16 protein-coding genes are annotated in these 21,330 nt (G+C 31.4%); 7 read left to right on the forward strand and 9 right to left on the reverse strand.

The features are described 5' to 3' along the window. The first annotated feature begins 186 nt into the window (after positions 1 to 186). The 6 genes from GQR97_RS15020 (at position 187) to yidC (ending at position 9,941) form a co-directional block, all read left to right on the forward strand. The gene (locus tag GQR97_RS15020; RefSeq protein ID WP_158849829.1) at positions 187 to 2,124 is read left to right on the forward strand and encodes a LysM peptidoglycan-binding domain-containing protein; all 1,938 of its coding nucleotides are present in this window, start codon (positions 187 to 189) and stop codon (positions 2,122 to 2,124) included. A 53-nt stretch (positions 2,125 to 2,177) separates the two neighbouring features. Then, on the forward strand, positions 2,178 to 2,717 hold the full coding sequence (locus GQR97_RS15025) for a DUF922 domain-containing protein (protein WP_158849831.1): 540 nt from the start codon (positions 2,178 to 2,180) through the stop codon (positions 2,715 to 2,717). A gap of 49 nt (positions 2,718 to 2,766) precedes the next feature. Beyond that, positions 2,767 to 2,949 (forward strand): DUF3820 family protein, encoded by a 183-nt coding sequence (locus GQR97_RS15030; protein WP_410488949.1) that lies wholly within the window; start codon positions 2,767 to 2,769, stop codon positions 2,947 to 2,949. A 236-nt stretch (positions 2,950 to 3,185) separates the two neighbouring features. Beyond that, complete coding sequence (locus GQR97_RS15035) at positions 3,186 to 6,098, forward strand: FAD-binding and (Fe-S)-binding domain-containing protein (protein WP_158849835.1); 2,913 nt, start codon at positions 3,186 to 3,188, stop codon at positions 6,096 to 6,098. A gap of 224 nt (positions 6,099 to 6,322) precedes the next feature. After that, positions 6,323 to 7,966, forward strand: coding sequence for a CTP synthase (locus tag GQR97_RS15040; protein WP_158849837.1), 1,644 nt, complete (start codon positions 6,323 to 6,325; stop codon positions 7,964 to 7,966). Between the two features lie 82 nt (positions 7,967 to 8,048). After that, a complete protein-coding gene (yidC, locus tag GQR97_RS15045) occupies positions 8,049 to 9,941 on the forward strand; it encodes a membrane protein insertase YidC (protein ID WP_158849839.1) in 1,893 nt (630 codons plus the stop codon). Between the two features lie 569 nt (positions 9,942 to 10,510). On the opposite strand, the gene GQR97_RS15050 is transcribed toward yidC, so the two are convergent. The 8 genes from GQR97_RS15050 to GQR97_RS15085 all read right to left on the reverse strand — a co-directional run bounded on the left by GQR97_RS15050 (position 10,511) and on the right by GQR97_RS15085 (position 19,217). Then, positions 10,511 to 11,080, reverse strand: coding sequence for a type 1 periplasmic binding fold superfamily protein (locus tag GQR97_RS15050; RefSeq protein ID WP_158849841.1), 570 nt, complete (start codon positions 11,078 to 11,080; stop codon positions 10,511 to 10,513). 17 nt (positions 11,081 to 11,097) lie between these two features. After that, on the reverse strand, positions 11,098 to 13,497 hold the full coding sequence (locus GQR97_RS15055; RefSeq protein ID WP_158849843.1) for a TonB-dependent receptor: 2,400 nt from the start codon (positions 13,495 to 13,497) through the stop codon (positions 11,098 to 11,100). Positions 13,498 to 13,866: 369 nt separating this feature from the next. Next, the gene (locus tag GQR97_RS15060) at positions 13,867 to 14,361 is read right to left on the reverse strand and encodes a DUF6787 family protein (protein ID WP_158849845.1); all 495 of its coding nucleotides are present in this window, start codon (positions 14,359 to 14,361) and stop codon (positions 13,867 to 13,869) included. Between the two features lie 37 nt (positions 14,362 to 14,398). After that, a complete protein-coding gene (locus GQR97_RS15065) occupies positions 14,399 to 14,842 on the reverse strand; it encodes a DUF6146 family protein (RefSeq protein ID WP_158849847.1) in 444 nt (147 codons plus the stop codon). A gap of 208 nt (positions 14,843 to 15,050) precedes the next feature. Beyond that, positions 15,051 to 15,689, reverse strand: coding sequence for a DUF937 domain-containing protein (locus GQR97_RS15070; protein ID WP_158849849.1), 639 nt, complete (start codon positions 15,687 to 15,689; stop codon positions 15,051 to 15,053). Positions 15,690 to 15,886: 197 nt separating this feature from the next. Continuing rightward, positions 15,887 to 16,837 (reverse strand): D-2-hydroxyacid dehydrogenase, encoded by a 951-nt coding sequence (locus GQR97_RS15075; protein WP_158849851.1) that lies wholly within the window; start codon positions 16,835 to 16,837, stop codon positions 15,887 to 15,889. Between the two features lie 104 nt (positions 16,838 to 16,941). Continuing rightward, positions 16,942 to 18,006, reverse strand: coding sequence for a 3-phosphoserine/phosphohydroxythreonine transaminase (gene serC, locus GQR97_RS15080; protein WP_158849853.1), 1,065 nt, complete (start codon positions 18,004 to 18,006; stop codon positions 16,942 to 16,944). 149 nt (positions 18,007 to 18,155) lie between these two features. After that, complete coding sequence (locus GQR97_RS15085; RefSeq protein ID WP_158849855.1) at positions 18,156 to 19,217, reverse strand: acyl-CoA reductase; 1,062 nt, start codon at positions 19,215 to 19,217, stop codon at positions 18,156 to 18,158. A gap of 97 nt (positions 19,218 to 19,314) precedes the next feature. Between GQR97_RS15085 and GQR97_RS15090 the strand changes: the two genes are divergently transcribed. After that, positions 19,315 to 19,668: a 4Fe-4S dicluster domain-containing protein gene (locus GQR97_RS15090; RefSeq protein WP_147678779.1), complete on the forward strand. Its 354-nt coding sequence runs from the start codon at positions 19,315 to 19,317 to the stop codon at positions 19,666 to 19,668. A gap of 76 nt (positions 19,669 to 19,744) precedes the next feature. Here GQR97_RS15090 and GQR97_RS15095 read toward each other — a convergent pair whose 3' ends face one another. Continuing rightward, positions 19,745 to 20,914 (reverse strand): vWA domain-containing protein, encoded by a 1,170-nt coding sequence (locus GQR97_RS15095; RefSeq protein ID WP_158849857.1) that lies wholly within the window; start codon positions 20,912 to 20,914, stop codon positions 19,745 to 19,747. Between the last annotated feature and the right edge of the window lie 416 nt (positions 20,915 to 21,330).

Here is a 21,330-nt window from a genome sequence, read left to right on the forward strand (position 1 = left end):
CCTTTGGGTTTTATATTCAACAGCAGAGAAAGCTTATCGATTTAAATTCGGGGTTTAGTGGTCTGTTTTGTAAAAACCCAACGTATATCAAAATAATGATAATACCTAATTGATGTTTAAGTTTTGGCATGTTATGTGTTATATCTATTAAGAAAACATCAATTAGGTAATTTTAAAAATAAATAAATGAGTAAATTTTTTTCCATTCTTTTAATCGTTTTAGTGTGTGGTTTTGGCACATTAAATGCACAGAATTTCAGTACGCATCAAGTAAAAAAAGGAGAAACTATTGAGAGTATTGCAAAGCGTTATTTTGTAACGCCTGCAGATATTTATACTTTAAATCCCGATGCGAAAAAGGAGTTTAAGGCAAATACTATTTTAATTATTCCTATTTCTAAAGCCAATAAACCAACGGTTACAACGGTAAAGGAATTAAAAGGTTTTAAAACCCATAAAACTAAACGTAAAGAGACCTTATATAGTTTAGGTAAAAAGTACGATATATCGGAAGATGATATTAAGAAATACAATAAATTTTTATACGCCAATACACTTCGTAAAGGCGATAAACTTCAAATTCCTATTTTTAAGGAAACAACGGTTGTTGAAGAAAATAATAACACAAAGCCTTACCTAGTAAAAGCTAAAGAAGGAAAATGGCGTATTGCTTATAAATTTGGAATTACTTTAGAAGAATTAGAAGCGCTTAATCCAAAAATGGGTGATGTCCTTAAAGAAGGTCAACAAATTAATGTGCCAAATCTAGAAAGGGAAGAGATTAAGCAAGTTGATGAAACTTATGGCTATTACAAAGTATTACCAAAAGAAGGTTTTTATCGTTTAAAATTAAAATTAGGTTTAACTCAAGAAGAATTAGAAGCTTTAAATCCAGGGTTGAAAGAAACAGGATTAAAAGTTGGAATGATTTTAAAAACACCACAAGGAAACACTAATTTATCTGGTATTGTAGATGCAGAATATGGCGGAGTTTCTTCAGATTTAAGACTAAAAATTAGAGATTATAGTACTAAGCATATAGCTGTAATGCTTCCATTTAGATTAAACCGTGTTGAATTTGACACCGTTGCAGATACTAAAAGAAGTATTAAAAACGATCCTTATTTAAATGCTTCATTAGATTTTCAATCTGGTGTTTTAATGGCGATAGATTCTTTGAAAACTTTAGGTATTTCGCTTAACGTAGATGTTTACGATACTAAATATGAAGTAGGTGAGGTCTCTCGAATTTTAAGCACTAATGATTTTAGTGATGTAGATGCTGTAATAGGTCCACTAACTCCTAAAACCTTTGCTAAAGTGGCTTCGGAACTAGAAAGATATAATATTCCTGTAGTATCGCCAATTGGTTTAGATTTAGATTTGCGTTCTAATGTGTTTCAATCGAGACCTAAAACAAATTTATTAAAAAATAGAATAGTAAACTTTGTAAAGGCCGATAGTTTGGTGGATAATGTTATTATTCTTGCCGACTCTGAGCATATTTCTACAGCGAATGAGTTAAAACGTATGTTTAATCATGCAACTATTGTTTATTCAAGAAAAAATAAAAAAGGACAAGACGAAAATTATGTACTTGTTAACGATGTTATCGGATCATTAAAAAGTGGTAATAATTATGTCTTTTTAGAAACTGATAATCCTGGTTTTGTTTCTAATGTAACGAGTTTATTGGCTTCGGTTAATAAATCTTTAAATGGACAACAAAGTAATGAAAAAAAGCAAATTACTTTGGTAACAACCAATATGAACGATGCATTTGAAGACGATCAGGTTTCTAACGAACACTTATCAAAATTAAACTTTCATTTTGCTGCAACTTCTAAATGGTTTGATGAAAGTAATAATTCATTCGTTAAGAAATATGAAAGTCTTTATAACGCAACACCAAATAAAAGAGCTGTAAGAGGTTTCGATTTAACTATGGATGTGGTTTTACGATTAGTATCTTCTAATAGTTTATATGAATCGGTTAACGATTCGCCATTAACAGAATATATTGAAAGTAAATTTGCTTATAAAAAGAATATCTCTGGCGGTTATTATAATGACAGTATTTATTTAGTAAAACACGAAAATTTAAGAATTATAGAAGTAAAGTAATAAGGATATAATCTAATCGTTTTATATCATATTAATAGATTTATTTTTTTATTGTGATTAGAACTTTAGTCTTATTATGTTGTTTTATTGGCTTTCAAACAGAAAAGCCAGTAATTTCTTGGAAAGATAATTATAAGCTGTCATGGACAGATTTTAAAGGGGAACCAAAGCAAAATTCAGGAGCAGTTGCAGAAACAGCATCGGGAATTAGCTTTGGTTTTTCTCTTAAAAAATTAGAATCTAACGTTGTTAGTTTTTCTACTGAAGTTAAGGCGTATTTCTATCCAGAAGATTCGTGGTTTCATCCTGAACAGGCTAGTGCTTATATTTTAGAGCACGAGCAATTGCATTTTGATATAACAGAATTATTTGCAAGAAAATTTAGAAAAGGAATTTCAGAATTAAAAATATCTAATAATATTAAAGAGCAGTTAAAAACACTTTATAAAAATAGCGAAAGGGGATTAGGAATGATGCAAAGGCAATATGATGCAGAGACAAATCATTCTAAAAACCCTGAAATTCAAAAAGAATGGCAACTTTATATTAAGTCTGAACTTGATAAATTGTCAAAATATAAATCCATAGAATAAAACTGTGACTCCAGATAAACAATTCCTAATAACTTTAGCGCATACTAAAATGCCTTTCGGTAAATATAAAGACCGTTATTTAATAGATTTACCTGAGTATTATGTAGTTTGGTACCACAATAAAGGTTTTCCTAAAGGTAAATTAGGAGATATGTTGTTACAGGTTTATGAGCTAAAATTGAATGGATTAGAAGATTTAATAAGGAACATCCAACGTAAGTATCCTAAATAAATGCACATTAAAAATATTCGAACTATAGTTTAATATTCTCAAATTCATAAGAGACATTCTATTTCCTTAAAATTTCAGATAAATTAATTCCAATAGCAAGCTCCATTTTAATTAAAACTAATAACTTTGATATTATTAGAAAATTAAACAATTCTATTTTGTGCAAGCCTATCTTTTAAAGTGCTTTCCTCCAAATGCAAAATTGTATTTAACTAAACCATATTTTAATAAAACAGATGAGTTTAACGAGTTTAGAATCGGAGTTATCTGGAGAGTTGTTGTATGATGATTTATCAAAATCTATTTATGCAACCGATGCTTCTGTTTATAGAATGTTACCCTTAGCGGTGGCTTATCCAAAAAACAAGGATGATATTAAAAAGCTAATTAGTTTTGCTAAATCTAATAATACCACGCTAATTCCAAGAACTGCAGGGACTTCATTAGCAGGTCAATGTGTAGGAACTGGTATTGTAGTTGATGTCTCAAAACATTTTACCGAAATTTTAGAATTCGATGAAAAAGCACAAACTATAAAAGTACAGCCAGGAGTTGTTCGGGATGCGCTTAATAACTATTTAAAACCATATGGTCTTTTTTTCGGACCAAACACATCAACTTCTAACCGCTGTATGATGGGCGGTATGGTTGGAAACAATTCATCTGGAACAACATCAATTCAATATGGAGTTACACGAGATAAGGTTCTAGAATTAAATACTATTTTAAGTGATGGTAGCGAGGTTGTTTTTGGAGAATTCACTTCTGAAACTTTTATGCAGAAAACTTCAGAAAACACTTTAGAAGGGGAGATTTATAAAACGATATATGATGAATTAAAATCTGATAAAGTAAAAACTCAAATTCTTGAAAATTTCCCTAAACCAGAAATTCATAGAAGAAATACAGGGTATGCTATAGATGAATTAATAAAATCCGATGTTTTTTTTGAAACAACCGATAAATTTAATATGTGTAAACTACTTTCTGGTAGTGAAGGTACATTAGCCTTTTCAACAGAAATTACATTAAAATTAGATAGGCTTCCGCCGAATGAAGCTATAATGGTTGCTGCTCACTTTGATAGTATTGAAAACTGTTTAAGCGCAGTAGAATTAACTATGGAACATAATTTGTTCAATTGTGAAATGATGGATAAAACCATTTTAGATTGTACAAAACAGAATAAAACGCAAGAAGAAAATAGAGTATTTATAGAAGGCGATCCTAAGGCTATTTTAATGTGCGAAGTTAGAGCGACTTCACTGGTAGAAGTTGAAAAACTAGGCTTTAATTTAGTCGAAGCTATAAGAAAGTCTGGGTTAAGTTATGCTTTGCCTGTATTAGTTGGTAAAGATATTCAAAAAGCAAATAATTTGAGAAGTGCAGGCTTAGGCTTGTTGGGAAACATGATTGGTGATAAAAAATCGGCTGCATGCATTGAAGATACTGCGGTTGCATTACCAGATTTAGCAAATTATATATCGGAGTTTACAGCACTTATGAAAGGCTACAAACAAGATGCTATTTATTACGCACATGCAGGAGCTGGAGAGTTACATTTACGCCCGATTTTAAATTTGAAGAGAGGTGAAGACGTTGTTTTATTCAGAAAAATAACAACAGATGTTGCACATTTAGTAAAGAAATATAATGGTTCCATGAGTGGTGAACATGGTGATGGTATTGTTCGGGCAGAATTTATACCTTTAATGATTGGCGAGGAGAATTATCAATTAATAAAGCGTATAAAATCGGTTTTCGATCCAAATAATGTTTTTAATCAGGGTAAAATTGTAGATGCTTTCCCTATGGATAAAGCGCTACGTTATGAAGTAGATCGTGTAGAACCCGAAATAAAAACCTTTCTCGATTTCTCAAAATCGCAAGGTATTTTAAGAGCTACCGAAAAATGTAACGGTTCTGGGGATTGTAGAAAACTTCCTGAATTTGGAGGAACAATGTGCCCAAGTTATCGCGCTACAAGAAACGAGAAAGATACAACAAGAGCTCGTGCTAATGCTTTAAGAGAATTTCTAACAAATTCTGATAAAGAAAACAAATTTGATCACGAGGAGTTAAAATCTGTGTTCGATTTATGTTTAAGTTGTAAAGCTTGTGCTTCGGAATGCCCTAGTAGTGTTGATGTTGCTAGTTTAAAAGCTGAATTCTTATATCAATATCAAAAAGAGCATGGTATTTCTTTAAGAACAAAACTTTTCGCTTACAATAATCTATTAAATAAATTTGGAAGTATATCTCCAAGTGTAACGAATTTCTTTTTCTCTAACGGTTTTACTTCTTCAGTTTTAAAAAAATTATTTGGAATTGCTACAGAAAGAACTTTGCCTTTAATTTCTAAGAAGAATTTAGAAAAGGCGTTTAAAAGTTTTTCAAAAAAGACGGGAAATAAAAAAAATATAAAAACGGTATATTTATTTAATGATGAATTCACAAATTATTTAGATACACCAATAGGTATAGATGCTATCGAACTTTTAAGCGCATTAAATTATAAGGTTGAAATTGTTAAGAATGAAGAATCTGGACGTACGTTTTTATCAAAAGGGTTATTGGAACAAGCTAAAAAAACAACAAATAAAAATATAGATGTTTTTAAAAATATAATTTCAGAAGTATCTCCATTAATAGGTATTGAACCTTCGGCTATTTTAACTTTTAAGGATGAATATTTAAAGTTGGCAGACGATAAAGTTTCTGCACAATCCATTGCAGAAAATACTTTTCTAATTGAAGAATTCCTTCAAAAGGAAATAGAATTAGGGAATATTAAGCAAGATCAGTTTACTTCAGAAACAAAAATTATTAAATTTCATGGGCATTGCCATCAAAAATCGCATAGCAATCAGTTATCTAGTTTTGCTGTTCTAAATTTGCCTAAAAACTATAAAGTAACAATTATTCCAAGTGGCTGTTGTGGTATGGCTGGAAGTTTTGGTTATGAGAAAGAACATTATAAAGTGAGTATGCAGGTAGGTGAGCAAACGTTATTTCCTGCAATTAGAAAAGCGACTGAAGACACTGTTATTTCTGCGAACGGTACAAGTTGTCGTCATCAAATAGAAGATGGAACAAATCGTATTGCTAAGCATCCAATTACTGTTTTAAAAGAAGCTTTGCTAGTATAATTCAGGTTTAATTAAAATAAAATGACTTAATAAGCTTAAAAACAGGGTTGATTTCTTATAATCTAAAATGCTTATTTCATTCAAATTAGCTCGTGTTTTAGTAAGAAAATAGTGGATAAAAACGGTTCAAAATTAATATTAGTAAATCACTTTTAAATTAGCCGAAAACAATTCTGAAATAACTATTTAAATTTTGTAAATTTGCCTGCGTTTACAAGCGCAACATGACAACTACAGCAAAATACATTTTCGTAACCGGTGGGGTTACATCATCTCTTGGAAAAGGGATTATCGCGGCATCGCTCGCAAAACTTCTACAAGCACAAGGCTATAGAGTAACTATCCAAAAATTAGATCCATATATCAATGTCGATCCAGGGACTTTAAACCCTTACGAGCATGGCGAATGTTATGTTACGGAAGATGGTGCCGAAACGGATTTAGATTTAGGGCATTACGAACGTTTTTTAAACGTGCCAACAAGTCAGGCTAATAATGTAACTACAGGTCGTATTTACCAAAGTGTTATCCAAAAGGAACGTCGTGGTGAGTTTTTAGGAAAAACCGTTCAGGTGGTTCCTCATATTACCGATGAAATTAAGGAACGTATACAAATACTCGGTAAATCTGGAGATTACGATATTGTTATTACCGAAATTGGTGGAACTGTTGGTGATATAGAATCTTTGCCATACATTGAAGCTGTGCGTCAATTACGCTGGGATTTAGGCGAAAATAATGGTATTGTTATTCATTTAACTTTAGTGCCATTTTTATCGGCTGCAGGCGAATTAAAAACAAAACCAACACAGCACAGTGTAAAAACATTAATGGAAAGTGGAGTACAAGCCGATATTTTGGTTTGTAGAACAGAACACCAATTACCTATAGAATTACGCCGTAAACTTGCATTATTTTGTAATGTAAAACAAGAAGCTGTAATTCAATCTATTGATGCATCTACTATTTATGATGTACCAAATTTAATGTTAGAAGAAGGCTTAGACAAGGTTGTACTTAAAAAGTTGAATCTTGAAAGTATTGTTCCTGATATTTCTAACTGGAATAAATTTGTGCACCGCCATAAAAATCCAAAGTATGAAATTACTATTGGTTTAATTGGAAAATATGTAGAATTACAAGATTCTTATAAATCAATACTAGAATCTTTTATTCATGCCGGAGCTGAAAATGAAGTTAAAGTAAATATAGAATCTGTTCATTCAGAATATATAAATGAAGATAATGCTAAGCTAAAATTAGGTCATTTAGATGGTGTTTTAGTAGCACCAGGATTTGGTGAGCGTGGTATTGAAGGTAAAATTGACGCTGTAAGATATGTGCGTGAAAATAATGTTCCGTTTTTCGGAATTTGTTTAGGAATGCAAATGGCAGTGATTGAGTTTGCAAGAAACGTACTTAAAATAGAAGATGCTGACTCTACAGAAATGAGTCCTGATACCAAGAACCCTGTTATTAATTTAATGGAAGAGCAAAAGAATATTACCGATATGGGTGGTACTATGCGTTTAGGTGCTTGGGATTGCGATTTAAAATTAGGTTCTGGAGTGCGTGATATTTATAAATCAGAAAGTATTAGCGAACGCCATAGGCATCGTTATGAATTTAACAGTGACTATAGAGATCAATTTGAAGAAGCTGGTATGAAAGCAACAGGCTTAAACCCAAATACAGGTTTAGTTGAAATTATAGAAATACCAACACATCCTTGGTTTATTGGTGTACAGTATCACCCAGAATATAAAAGTACAGTTGCCAATCCGCATCCATTATTTGTAGCTTTTGTAAAAGCCGGATTAAATTTTAGTAAAAAGCGTAAAAGTGCCAAGATGGCACAAAATGAATAGTGGATAGTTTTTTGATTTAAAAAATTATAATAGATAAAAGGCCTGGTGGATTTTATAATCTGTCAGGTCTAAAATTTGAAATATGGAAGAAAAAAAATTAGATCTTAATTCGATCATTGGTTTTGTACTTATTTTCGGAATATTGGCATTCATGCTTTGGCAGAATAAACCAACGCCAGAAGAACTCGAAGCGCAAGAAAAAGCAAAGCAAGAACAAATTGCTGCTGAAAATAAAGCAAATAATCAAGAAGAGACCAAGGTGGTTACTGCTGATGATTTTAAAGTTGCTGGCGTTTCAGATTCATTACAATTAATTGGTCTTAAAAATAAATTTGGAGCATTTGCTTATGCAGCATCAACAGCTTCGGATAAAGAAACCCTTGTTGAGAGTGATGTTTTCGCTTTAAAATTTAGCAATAAAGGTGGTTATCTTTCAGAATTGGAGCTTAAAAAGTTTGTAAACTACGATTCTCTTCCTATTTATTTAATAAAGAACCGTAATGCGGGTTTCAATATTAATTTCGGAACTACAGATAGCCGAATTTTAAACACCAAAGATTTATATTTTACACCAACAGTTACTAAAAATGGTGAGAATACAATAGTTTCTATGAAACTTAAAGTATCAGAATCTAAATTTTTAGAATATCGTTACGAGATTAAGCCAGGAGATTATATGATGGATTTTTCTGTACGTTCTCAAGGTTTAAGTGATGTTATTAATAGTTCTCAAGCTATTAATTTAGATTGGGCTTTAAAAGGGTATCGTCATGCAAAAAGTATTTCTTATGAAAATAGGTATACAGATATTCATTACGAATACGAAGATGGTAAAGCGAACTACACAGGAGCTCGTGATGCTGATAAAGAATTAGAGGATGTAACTTGGATTGGTTTTAAGCAACATTTCTTTTCGTCTGTATTATTATCAGATACGGCTTTTAAAACCGCACATATTAAATCTGAAAATTTAGTAGACGACGAAGTTATAGATACCTTGTTTACTAAAAGCTTCGATGCTAAAATGCCTTTAACATTGCAAGCAGGAGAGATTAATCAAACTATGGATTTGTATTTTGGTCCTAATGATTTTGATGTTGTAAATTCTTATGATCGTAATTTAGATGAATTAGTACCATTTGGTTGGGGACTTTTTGGATGGATTAATCGTTATATTTTCACACCTTTATTTGCCTTTTTAGCAGGTTTTTTACCATACGGAATTGCAATTATTGCTATGACGGTTTTAATTAAATTGTTATTATCATTTGTACAATACAAGCAGTTTTTATCGCAAGCTAAAATGAAAATTCTAAAACCAGAATTAGATGCTATTCGTGAAAAAAACAAAGACAATAAAGTAAAAGCGCAACAAGAAACTATGGCGTTGCAAACCAAAGCAGGAGCAAGCCCAATGGCGGGTTGTTTACCGGCTTTAGTGCAGCTTCCTGTGTTCTATGCCTTATTTCAATTTTTCCCGTCGGCCTTTGATTTAAGACAAAAATCTTTCCTTTGGGCAAACGATTTATCATCTTATGATGTTATTGCGAACTTACCTTTCAATATTCCATATTATGGAAGTCACGTAAGTTTATTTCCTTTATTAGCGTCAGTTGCAATTTTCTTTTATATGCAATTAACCACAGGACAGCAAGCAGCATCGCAACCACAACAAGAGGGTATGCCAGATATGGGGAAAATGATGAAATACATGATGTATTTCTCTCCTATAATGATGTTGTTTTTCTTTAATAATTATGCGTCAGGATTAAGTTTATATTACTTTATCTCAAACTTAATTAGTATCGGAATTATATTAGTGATTAAGAATTTTATTTTAGATGAAGATAAAATTCACGCTCAAATTCAAGAGAAGAAAAAACAACCTAAGAAAGAAAATCGTTTCCAGAAAAAAATGGCTCAAATGATGGAGCAAGCTGAAAAGCAAAAACAAGCTCAAAACAAAAAGAAATAGATTATACTTTTAATATATTTCAAAAGCCCATTAGCTATCTAGTTAATGGGCTTTTTTTATTATTTATAAACATGGAGTACTCTAAAGGGATCAAGCTTTATTCGTTTAATTTTACTTTAAATTAAGGAAATCATGAATATGAATGTTTTGCTACTCAATTTTTAAAAAAAAAGATTTCAAATATTTAGCCTGACCTCTAATTCAAATTCGGGTTATAATATTTGCTTTTTATAATCTGAGTTCGATTAATATTAGATAAGATTTTAGCCGTAAAAGAGATAGATTTTTAGTGAATTAAAGAACACAATTTTAATTTAAACATTCGAAAATATGTAAATTGTTTTCAAAAGTAAATACTTTAACATACTAATTAAATTTCTTCATTGCGCCCGTTGTATGAATGTTATTTATTCTCTAGTTTATAAGAGTAATTATTATATAAAAAAAGGAACAAAAACGTACCCGTTTTTGCTCCTTTCTAATAAACTTTTTTCAATTATTTTAAAACATTTTTTCAATGTCCTCCTACATTTGTGTACATTTTTTAATGTATTATTCCAATAAATGGATTACTCTACCGAGATACTAAAAATAGCTTGAATATCTGTTTCTCCACCAGCATTTGTAATATCACCATCGCTTACTCCAGTTCCGCTTTTACTAGGCTCATGTCTTAAAGTAATTGTTAATGTTCCAGTTCCAGTAGTATCGCCAGTAGTTACTGTAAATTCTAGTCCAACAGGATTACCGTTTTCATCTTCATCCTCGTAAGTAAAAGTTGCAAGGTCGTTACTTACTTGGAAGAAAAATTGATGATCTTCATCTTCTTCTTCAATTTCTGCATTGATAGATTCCGCTGGTGATTCAGTTTCATTTAAAAGCTCAAGTGTTCCACTATAAATCGTGTTTGCAGCTAAAACTCCAGATACAGTAATCACAGGGTCGTTAGGTCCATCACCATCTAAATCTTGTGTTTGTAGAGTAATAGTACTCCCGTCGCCTGCAGGTATTAAAGTAGCTGTTAGTGTTGTGATTACTTCTTCTTCATTTACTGCTTCCGGATTGTCGTCATCGCTAGAACATGCTATAAATACTAATGCTGAAATAAATAATAGTGATAAATTTTTTAAAGTTTTCATTCTTTTTTTTTAAATTATTAATAATTTATTTTTAATTGTAACATAAAATTTCTTCCTAAATCATCGGCGAAATATCTTAATCTATTAAGGTATTCTCTATAAGAAGTATTAAAGATGTTTGTAACATTCAGACCTATATTTAGATCTGATTTTTCAGAAAGTTTAACCGTTATATCACTTTCAAAATGCATTAAATGATAGGTTGGAGGTGGTGTACTAATATCTAATAGCACAGTTTCTCCGGTGGTTGGAATAAACACCTCAAAATTATTATCAGGATAGTCATTTTGCTTTAAAACCAACTCACTTTGTAACTCGGCATTAAAATTCAGCCATTTTTTATTTGAATAACCTATCGCATTAACGGTTTTAAAAGAAGGCATATCGATTAAAGCTTCTTTTTCTGTGATGTTCCTACCTTTTATAAAAGCTGTTTTATTATTTAAATTCCATTGGGCATCAAATTTATAATTCGCAGTTACATCTAAGCCATACAATAAGGCATCCGTTTGTAAATAATCCCAAACTGGAAAAGCACCTCTTATGGTTGTTTCTGTTCCAGTAGGTTGTATATAAATATAATCGCTAATGTGATTTAAATAACTTTCCAAATTTAAGGTTAGTTTCTCATTTTTAAATAAATACGACGCACCAATACGGTTCGATGTTTCTTGCTTTATACGTAAGTCACCTAATTCTATTCGTGCTGCAGAGTGGTGTAAACCATCACTAAACAACTCGGAAGGGTTTGGCGCTCTGTTTGACAATCCGTAATTAAAAATCACAGAATTATTAGCATTGAATTGATGGGTAATTCCAGCAGAAGCTGAAACATTATGATACGTAAGTACAGGGTTTGCTAATAATTGTGTACCTAAGTCGTCAATTACAATATCCGCAAAATCCTCGTCGTATCCACGTTCTTCCCAACGGCTTGTTATATAAAACTTTTTAGCATCTATTCTGTTAAAGTCGTAACGTAAACCAAAATCTAAATTGGTATTTTCATTTAATTTAAATTCTGAAATGGCATAAATCCCGAAATCATATTTATCATAATCAGGAATTAATCGCCTTACACCAGTATCAGGGTTTGCAAAATTATTCTGAAAACCAGCGTTCACCCCAAACTTATAAATAGCATTGGTATTAGAGTCTATTTTTAAATCAGACTTTAAAGTATGCGTTTTTAAAGTTAAATCTAGCGCAGGTTTATCTCTGTCATCCCCAACACGAATGTCGTATTCTAACCTTTGGTTGTTTTGGAAGTCGTATTGGACTTCCAAGCGGCCAAATTTTTTGAAACGTTTATAAAAATCTGCTTTAATAACTTGGTGCGTGATCTCTTGCTTGGGGTCATTGATATCATAACTAAAATCGTCTTGAACTAAGGGCTCTGGACTATTTATAGCATTTACTAAATCTTCAATGTTACCAATGTGTGAAGATCTTAAAATACCTATTTCGTTATCTAAGTAGCTATAAAAAACATTAAATCCTTTTTCAAAAGTTTTAAACCCTGCGTTTAATGAGAATCCTTTTGAGTTCATGCCCGTATTGGTTAAATAATAATCTGGAGCTTTAAAATCACCAAACAACTTATAAGAACCTTGGCCAGTTATATACCACCCTTTTTTCCAAGATTTGGTTAAAGAAGATGAGATATTAGAACCTCTGCCATTACTTTGCATGCCCATAATAGTTTTTCCGTAAAGAGAATCTTTCAAACTAATACTTTTAGGTTTTAGCACAATAACACCTCCAATAGCATCGCCACCATAGGCTAAGGTATTTGCACCTTTAATAACGTTTACTTGTCCAGCAGCATTTAAATCAATATTTGGAGCATGTTCAATACCCCATTCTTGATCTTGCAAACGCACATTGTTGGTCATGACAATAATTCGACTACTATGCAAACCATTAATAACAGGTTTTACAATAGTGTTTCCTGTATTAATGGATGATACACCACTTATCTGTTTTAAGGCGTCACCCAGACTAAAAGCACTAAAGCGTTCAAGAGTTTTCGATTTTAACTGAGTTTCTTGCGATGTTTTAGTTAACTTAGGATTTCCGTGAGCATCAATTTTAATTTCATGAAGTTCTTCAATATGGTGTTCCATATTAATTTCATATTGAGTATCTCCATTAATTTGAATTTCTATTCTTTTTGTGTCGCATGCTAAATGAGATACTTCAAGAATTAAAAGCCCTTTACAGAGATTTTCAATACTATAATTTCCGTCAATATCAGATGTTGTATACCTGTCGAGAGATTCAATATAAATGGCAGCACCAGTTATTGCAGATCCATCATGAAAATCTTGTACATTACCAGAAAGCTTGTAATTGCAGTTTTGACTATAAGCAATGCTGAAAAAACAACACGCTATAATCATCATATAGTGTTTCATTACTAAATTTTAGTTTAAAAATAAATGTTTTTTAATTTAAACTAAAGTAGGAGGACCCCTTAAAGAAAAAGATAAAGGTCGATGATTATTAAGAAATTTATATGTTAAATTATAAGTAAGAGTATAGGGTAAAATTTGAAATAATTCAACAAATTGTTCCGATAATTGAAAGTGATGTGTTATACTAAATTTATGAAATTCACAATCTAAATCAACTTTATGGATATGTACCTTATTACCTCCAACACATACCTTATGATGATGATGCGCAAAAATATGAGCCATTTTAACACCAGATGGCACAAATAGCATAAACACTAACAGTAATGTTAGTGATCTAAAAATAATATGTTTTTTAATATTATCCAATTAATCAACAAAGCGTTTTAGTCCAAGCCTACGTAGCATTTTTTTTTCAAAATTCCAGAAAAATTTATATTGTCCAAATACCCATCCAATTAAAACTAAAAGTATCTGATAAAAAATAAATCCGATAATGATGTATAGAACCCAATAGGCAAATGTCGGTAAATTTTCTTTATTAATCCCCATAAGTTTAATTAATGGTCGACTTACGAATACAGAAGAAGAGCCCGTAGTTGCAAAAACCAAAAAAATACTTATTAATTCCCAACGAGAATTTACTTGCCATTTATTTTCAAGTTTCCCGAAGAGTTTGAGTGTTAATTTCAATAGTAATAAAAAAATGATAGCTCCTAAACCTATAGTGATAGCTATGTTTTGGCCACTTATAAATAAACCTGCGAGTTTATAAGAGGAGTAGCCCAAGGCCAATAAACCTAATAGAGGAAAAATGAGTTGCCAGTTTTTAGTTATTTGCCAGTTTGCTTTAAATTTTTGCACAGTAATAGTTTAGTGATGCAAAAATAGGTAAAGTGATTTAAATACGAGGGTTGTAAGGCCCTAATCTTTGTTTATAAGTTCTTTGAAAGTAGATGAAGTAGTTGTATAATTTGTAATTTACATCATACCCGTAATCTATATTGCTTTGATAATCAATTTGTAACTCATACAAACTAGAGTCAAACCGTGATGGTTGATTAACGCGTTGATTCCATTCTATTACATATTGATAATTTTTATTTTCTAAATATTGCTGTGAATAAAAGCCTTCTGGTCGAGCTTGACTTGCTAACCAATAATTAAAACCAGGTTCTATAATGATGATTTCGTATTCTAAATCGTCGTTTGCAATGGTTACGGTATCACTTAGTTTTTGGTTGGCTGCTTGTTCGTTTTTTATTTTGCTTGAAACTGCTGTTCTACCAGTATTACAACTAGGAATAAAAGCACAGACTAATAAAAGGTATATAAAATTTTTCATGATAAATATTGTTTAGTCAAATTTAGGTTTCATGGCTCTATTTAAAAAACACGAATGAGTAAACCATGATTTTGACTGAGCGAACAGCTTTAAGTTCATTTAAATTTACAAAAATCATTCTTTAATGCAGATAAACTAAATGGTTTTAACAAAAAAAGAGTCAAGCTATTAACTTGACTCTTTATATATATTTATGTAATTCAAGAATTTATTTACCAAAAAGACCTCCTAAAAGACCTCCAATACCGCCTGATGATTTACCAGCACCACCAAGTACCATTCCAGCAACATCATCAACAATGCTTCCGTCACCATCAGCATCTAAAATAGACTCTAAGAAACTTTGTTCTTTATCTGCAGAGTTACCTCCAAGTAAACCGCCTAATAAATTACCAATCCCGTTAGAATCACTAACGTTTTGTTGTTTAGCTTGGCTACCTAAAACACCCATTAAAATAGGAGCTGCAACTTTCAATATGTTAGCAACAGAACCAGCATCTAAACCAGATTTCTGACCAATAACTTGTTCTACACCACTTTGTTTAGCACCTAAAACGTGACCTAATATTTTTTCTCCATCGTTTTTTACAGAATCATCAACACCACCACTAAATAATCCACCAAGATTATCTAAAATGTTTCCATCTTGTTTGCTTTGTATTGCACCCATAAGTCCTGCTGCACCTTCTGGTGTTGCTGCATTACGTTGCATTGCTTTCATTAAAACGGGTAAAGCCATTGTTAATACACTGCCTGTTTTACCAGCGTCGTTTCCAGTTGAACCAGCAACACCACTAATGATTGATTTTCCTAAGTCACTGCCTAATAAGTCTAAAATTCCTGACATTTGTTTTGTTTTTTTAAGTAATACCTATTTAGAAGAAAAAGGTATTTAGGGTTTATAAATTGGATTTCAAGGTACAAAAAAAGTCCTTACTTCTAATAATAGGACACACAATTTACTGATAGGTCACATTTAAAATAAAGAAACCCTCAAAACATAAAGTTAAGAGGGTTTTTATAAATTTAAATTATTATTAATTCTTATCCAAGAATAGAAATAATTTGAGATGCTAATTCTGTTCCAATTCTATCTTGCGCTTGGTTAGTTGCTGCACCAATGTGAGGTGTAAGCGATAACGCAGAGTTCATAAGTAATTGCATTTCTGGTTTAGGTTCTTTTTCAAAAACATCTAATGCAGCTCCCGCTACTTTTCCACTTTCTATAGCTTTAACAAGTGCTACTTCATTTACTACACCACCACGTGCTGCATTTGCAAGAATTACACCATCTTTCATGATATTGAATTCAGCTTCATCAATTACGTAACCATCTTGAGCAGGAACGTGAAGTGTTATAAAATCTGCTTGTTTTAAAACATCTTCTTTAGAAATTGTTTTAATATCGAAGTTTACTTTTTGTCCATCAAAAAAGTCTAACTCTAAGTTTGCTTGTTCTAAGAACGGATCGAAAGCTACTACTTTCATACCAGCACCTAAAGCTACTTTTGCTGTAGCTTGACCAATACGACCAAAACCTAAAACACCTAAAGTTTTTCCTTTAAGTTCGGTTCCTTTAGCATAAGCTTTCTTTAAACCTTTAAAGTTACTATCACCTTCTAGAGGCATATCGCGGTTCGAGTTATGTAAAAAACGAGCTAAACCGTAAAAGTGACCGAATACTAATTCTGCAACAGAATGTGAAGATGCAGCTGGAGTATTAATTACGGAAAGTCCTTTTTCACGAGCATATTCTACATCAATATTATCCATACCAACACCACCACGACCAATAATTTTAAGTCCTGGGCAAGCATCGATTAAATCTTTACGTACAGTAGTTGCGCTACGTACTAATAAAACAGCGATGTCTTTTTCGTTGATATAATTAATTAATTGCTCTTGAGCTACAGTAGTTGTAATTACCTCGTAACCTGCTTTTTCTAAGGCATCAATTCCACTTTGAGAAACGCCATCGTTTGCTAATACTTTCATTGTAATATTCCTTTTTTATATTTCCATTAAGGTGGAAATTTTAATAATTATATTTGGTGAGCTTAATGATATCTCCATTTTCGTGGAAATTAAAAACCATTTATTTAAGCTTTCGCTTCCAATTCGCTCATTACTTCAACAAGTGCTTTTACACTATCTAGCGGTAAAGCATTGTACATAGAAGCACGATAACCGCCAACACTACGATGTCCATTAACAGCACAAATCCCTGCTTCTTTCAACATAGTTTCAAACGTTTCTTTTAGATTATCGTTTGTTAAGTTGAAAGTGGCATTCATCATTGAACGATCTTCTTTTGCTGCAAAACCTTTAAATAAAGGGTTTAAATCAATTTCAGAATACATTAATGTTGATTTCTTTTTATTTTCTTCTTCTATACCAGCAATTCCACCTAAACCTTTTAACCATTCTAAAGTTAACATAGATGTATAAACTGCAAAAACAGGAGGCGTGTTGTACATACTGCCTGCTTTTATGTGTAATTTATAATCCATAATAGAAGGAATATCACGAGATACTTTTCCTAAAATTTCTTCTTTAACAATAACTAAAGTTGTTCCTGCAGGTCCCATATTTTTTTGAGCTCCAGCGTAAATAAGATCGAATTTTGAATAATCTATAACACGAGAAAAAATATCGCTACTCATATCGCAAACCGTTGGTACGTTAGTTTTTGGAAACTGTTTCATTTGTGTTCCAAAAATAGTATTGTTTGATGTGCAATGGAAATAATCATAATCTGAAGGAATATCGAAACCTTTAGGAATGTAATTGTAATTTGCATCGGCAGAAGAAGCTACTTCATAAATATCGTCTAATTTCTTAGCTTCTTTGATAGCTTTAGCACTCCAAGCTCCAGTATTTAAATATCCTGCTCTTTTTTCTAAAAGATTCATGGCTACCATTAAAAACTGAGTACTTGCGCCACCTTGCAAAAATAATGCTTTGTAACCTTTACCTTCTAAACCTAATAATTCTAAAGCTAATGCTCTAGCATTTTCCATAATATCAACAAACTCTTTACTTCTGTGTGATATTTCGATTAAAGATAAACCCGTATTATTATAGTCAACTATAGCCTCGGCAGCTTTTAACAATACACTTTGAGGTAAAATACTTGGTCCTGCACTAAAGTTATGTTTTTTCATTTGTAAAGTTATATGGTTTTAAATATCATCCAAATTATACATTTTGTTATTCTTTAAAAATGTGGATGTTTCATTTAAATTTTCAAAAAATGTAAGTTACAAAGTTGCTAATTAATTGCGGAATTGGTGTTAAAAATTCGATAATTTTTTCATCGAATCGCTAACAAAAATTCAACAGAATCAACACTATCCGCATAATCCCAAAGTTCTGGTTTTTGTGTGGCACCAAATGCGATTTCATTTTTTGTAAATCCTTTGGAAACTACACACTGTATTTTGTTGGATTCTGCATCTAATTTTTCATTTAAATCATCTACAGATTCGTAATATTCATAAAAAAGTGTAGCAATAGGAGATGCATAGCTTTCATCTTCTTTAATCATAAAAAAGCCATTTTCTAACATATCAAACTCGCTCATTAAATATACGGCTTTATTATAATCGTAGTTATTAGCGTATTTTGCTTTATTTACAATAGGATGCCAGTGGTAAATGCCTTCAAAAAAGCCGTCAAATTTATAACCCTTCGGAATAAATAATTTTGATACATTTCGGCAACCAAGACCATAATATCTAAAAATATCTTCTGATAGGTTTTTTAAATCTTCCGAAGTTTCATTTCCTGTTAAAACAGCAACCGAATTTCTATTATTCCTTATTATAGAAGGTTTTCCTTTAAAATAATATTCAAAATAGCGAGCAGTGTTATCACTTCCTGTAGCAATAACGGCATCAAAATGGGTTAGTTTTCCTTCCGTAAAGCTCATTTTTCCTTTAAACTGTGGTTCTACAAATTCCAAATATTTAGCCAAATAGGGTAGTAGATGCTTATCGTTACTCGATTGTTTTACAACGACTTGATGTCCGGAAATTAATACTGAAAGAAAATCGTGAAAGCCGACTAACGGAATATTTCCAGCCATAATAATAGCCACGTTTTTTGGTGTTACGCTATTAAATTCATAAGCATTAAGCCAGGTATTTAGCTTTTTATGAGTTAAACTTTCTGCCCAGCCTTGCAAAGCGAACGCCATATTTTCTTTAGTAAACCAGCCATTATGTTCTTCGGCAAGTTTTAGTTGATGCTTAAAGCCGTCGAAAAACACATCGTTAAGTTCAACATTATCCTTCTTTTGTATCTCTTCATTAGAAAATTGACTTAAAAATTCTCCTAATTTTACAAAAGCGTTAATTCTTTCTTGTAAATTCATTCTTAATTTGGTTATGAATAGTTTTGGCTTTATTTTTGCAACTGCAAATTTAAGGAAACTGTAATAGAGTTCTTAAATTTTAAAAATAAAAATTACTATGGCAATTATAATAACAGACGAGTGTATAAATTGTGGGGCTTGTGAACCTGAGTGCCCAAATACAGCAATATATGAAGGTGCCGACGATTGGCGCTATAAAGATGGAACGAGTTTAGATGGTAAAGTTGTTTTAACAAACGGACATGAGGTAGACGCTGATGAAGCGCAAGAACCTATTAGCGACGAGCTTTACTATATTGTACCAGATAAGTGTACAGAGTGTAAAGGTTTTCACGATGAGCCACAATGTGCTGCAGTTTGCCCTGTAGATTGTTGTGTACCAGATGAGGATGTTGTAGAAACGGAAGAAGAGCTTTTGGCTAAACAACGTTTTATGCATCCAGAAGGATAAATTTTAATAGGTTTTAAATTATAAAACGAATCCCAAGTGTATAGCTTGGGATTTTTTTTTGTTCTATAATAAAATGTTATAAGGATTTTTGGCTTTTAGATTGCTTATCCATAATTTTATAAACCTCTTTACTAAATGATGTTGTATCTTTTTGATTGGTCTTTTTAGATTTTATATAAGCATTTTTCTTTTCAATTAAATCTTTAAGTTTTTTATCGTTAGTGTCTCTTTTATTAATTAAATCTTTAATTAAGTATTCTTTTTCGATTGTACTTTTTCCTTTTAATTCTTCAGGTAATTTTTCATCTTCGATAAGATCTAGTTTCAATTTTCCTGATTTATAATCCTTAATAATTTCTTGCGTGCCAAAAGCTGCTTTTTTGCCAACTTTACTATTTTTATATTCAGCGCGAGAACTGTTTGCTGTTGCAGAACCTTTATCATAAACTTCCATAGATTTAGCTTTCTTTGTATAGTTTTCTTCGCGTTCTTGATGTGTTCCATAATAGATTCTAGAAGCATCAATATCTTTTGATATGTTGTTAATTTCAGAATCGTAAGGTGTGGCTATAGAATAATCTGTAGCATCTTGGTCTAATTTAAGAAATTCGCCGTTAGTACACTCTGCCATTTTTTTAAAATGGTAAATAGCTTCCTCACAACCGTTACCTAATTTAATAGTGTTTATTATAATTCCTTTTTCAGCGGCTTTTTTACAGCTTTCAGAATATAAAATATCGTCTTTATAATCCATGTGAGGCGGACAATCTCCAACAACAAAGATAGTTTTATAAGTTTTCGGGTTTGTAGACCACAACATGGTGGTTATCGATTCATTTAATGCTTGATTAACACTTTCTGGTGTATCACCACCGCCGTTAGCAGTAATTTCTAATAAATCGGAATATGCTTCATCTAGATCTGCAGTTATTGCAATGCGTTTTGTTATAAAATTATCGCCCCTGTCTCTATAAAATACCATTCCCATTTTTAAAGTGTCAATATCATTACTTTTTGCTAACTCTGAAACAATATCCCAAATTTTCTCCTTTGCGGTACCTATAAGTCCACCCATGCTTCCGGTTGCATCAAGACAGAATACAATTTCAGTATTTTTAGTATTGGTTTCTTTATTATTTGCGGCGACTAATGTTGGTATTTCGTTTTTACTTATTTCTTTTTTATTAATATTCTTGCAGTTGAATATTGAGATGAATGAGACTAAGATGAAAAATAATTTATACATAATATCTATATTTTAGGTTAAAAGTAACTTGTAAGGTTAAGTTCGAAAATGAATAATGAGTGTAGTATATGTTTAAATGCGTAAACTGTGCCTTTCGATGAGTTTAATGCATTATTAAATTGAAAAATTAAAATTCTTATTATGTTTTGATTTATTAGGAAAAAGGAAGTGATTGAGTTAAAAACAAAGGCAATTATTATAAAAGTTAATTCATTCAAGTTAAAATTAAACTCTATTTATTTATAAGTTTGACAAAAGTTTATATAATTTAAGTTTATAACTTAATGATGAAAACTAATTCTCTTTTAGAAGATAAGGATATAAAGAAAAAGCTTAAATTGAAAATATGATATATTAGAGATTTGGAAGGCCTAAAAGTTATTCTAGATTTTAAAATATTTGTGAACAATCAGTCT

It is taken from the genome of Algibacter sp. L1A34 (assembly GCF_009796805.1).
Taxonomy (GTDB): Bacteria; Bacteroidota; Bacteroidia; order Flavobacteriales; family Flavobacteriaceae; genus Algibacter.

What these genes read in the sequence shown, in the direction of transcription:
- GQR97_RS15035 (WP_158849835.1), top strand. Translation starts at nt 3,186, where the DNA reads ATGAGTTTAACGAGTTTAGAATCGGAGTTATCTGGAGAGTTGTTGTAT.
- GQR97_RS15095 (WP_158849857.1), bottom strand. Translation starts at nt 20,914, where the DNA reads ATGTATAAATTATTTTTCATCTTAGTCTCATTCATCTCAATATTCAAC.
- serC (WP_158849853.1), bottom strand. Translation starts at nt 18,006, where the DNA reads ATGAAAAAACATAACTTTAGTGCAGGACCAAGTATTTTACCTCAAAGT.
- GQR97_RS15085 (WP_158849855.1), bottom strand. Translation starts at nt 19,217, where the DNA reads ATGAATTTACAAGAAAGAATTAACGCTTTTGTAAAATTAGGAGAATTT.
- GQR97_RS15020 (WP_158849829.1), top strand. Translation starts at nt 187, where the DNA reads ATGAGTAAATTTTTTTCCATTCTTTTAATCGTTTTAGTGTGTGGTTTT.
- GQR97_RS15055 (WP_158849843.1), bottom strand. Translation starts at nt 13,497, where the DNA reads ATGAAACACTATATGATGATTATAGCGTGTTGTTTTTTCAGCATTGCT.
- GQR97_RS15090 (WP_147678779.1), top strand. Translation starts at nt 19,315, where the DNA reads ATGGCAATTATAATAACAGACGAGTGTATAAATTGTGGGGCTTGTGAA.
- GQR97_RS15030 (WP_410488949.1), top strand. Translation starts at nt 2,767, where the DNA reads ATGCCTTTCGGTAAATATAAAGACCGTTATTTAATAGATTTACCTGAG.
- GQR97_RS15040 (WP_158849837.1), top strand. Translation starts at nt 6,323, where the DNA reads ATGACAACTACAGCAAAATACATTTTCGTAACCGGTGGGGTTACATCA.
- GQR97_RS15070 (WP_158849849.1), bottom strand. Translation starts at nt 15,689, where the DNA reads ATGTCAGGAATTTTAGACTTATTAGGCAGTGACTTAGGAAAATCAATC.
- yidC (WP_158849839.1), top strand. Translation starts at nt 8,049, where the DNA reads ATGGAAGAAAAAAAATTAGATCTTAATTCGATCATTGGTTTTGTACTT.
- GQR97_RS15065 (WP_158849847.1), bottom strand. Translation starts at nt 14,842, where the DNA reads ATGAAAAATTTTATATACCTTTTATTAGTCTGTGCTTTTATTCCTAGT.
- GQR97_RS15050 (WP_158849841.1), bottom strand. Translation starts at nt 11,080, where the DNA reads ATGAAAACTTTAAAAAATTTATCACTATTATTTATTTCAGCATTAGTA.
- GQR97_RS15075 (WP_158849851.1), bottom strand. Translation starts at nt 16,837, where the DNA reads ATGAAAGTATTAGCAAACGATGGCGTTTCTCAAAGTGGAATTGATGCC.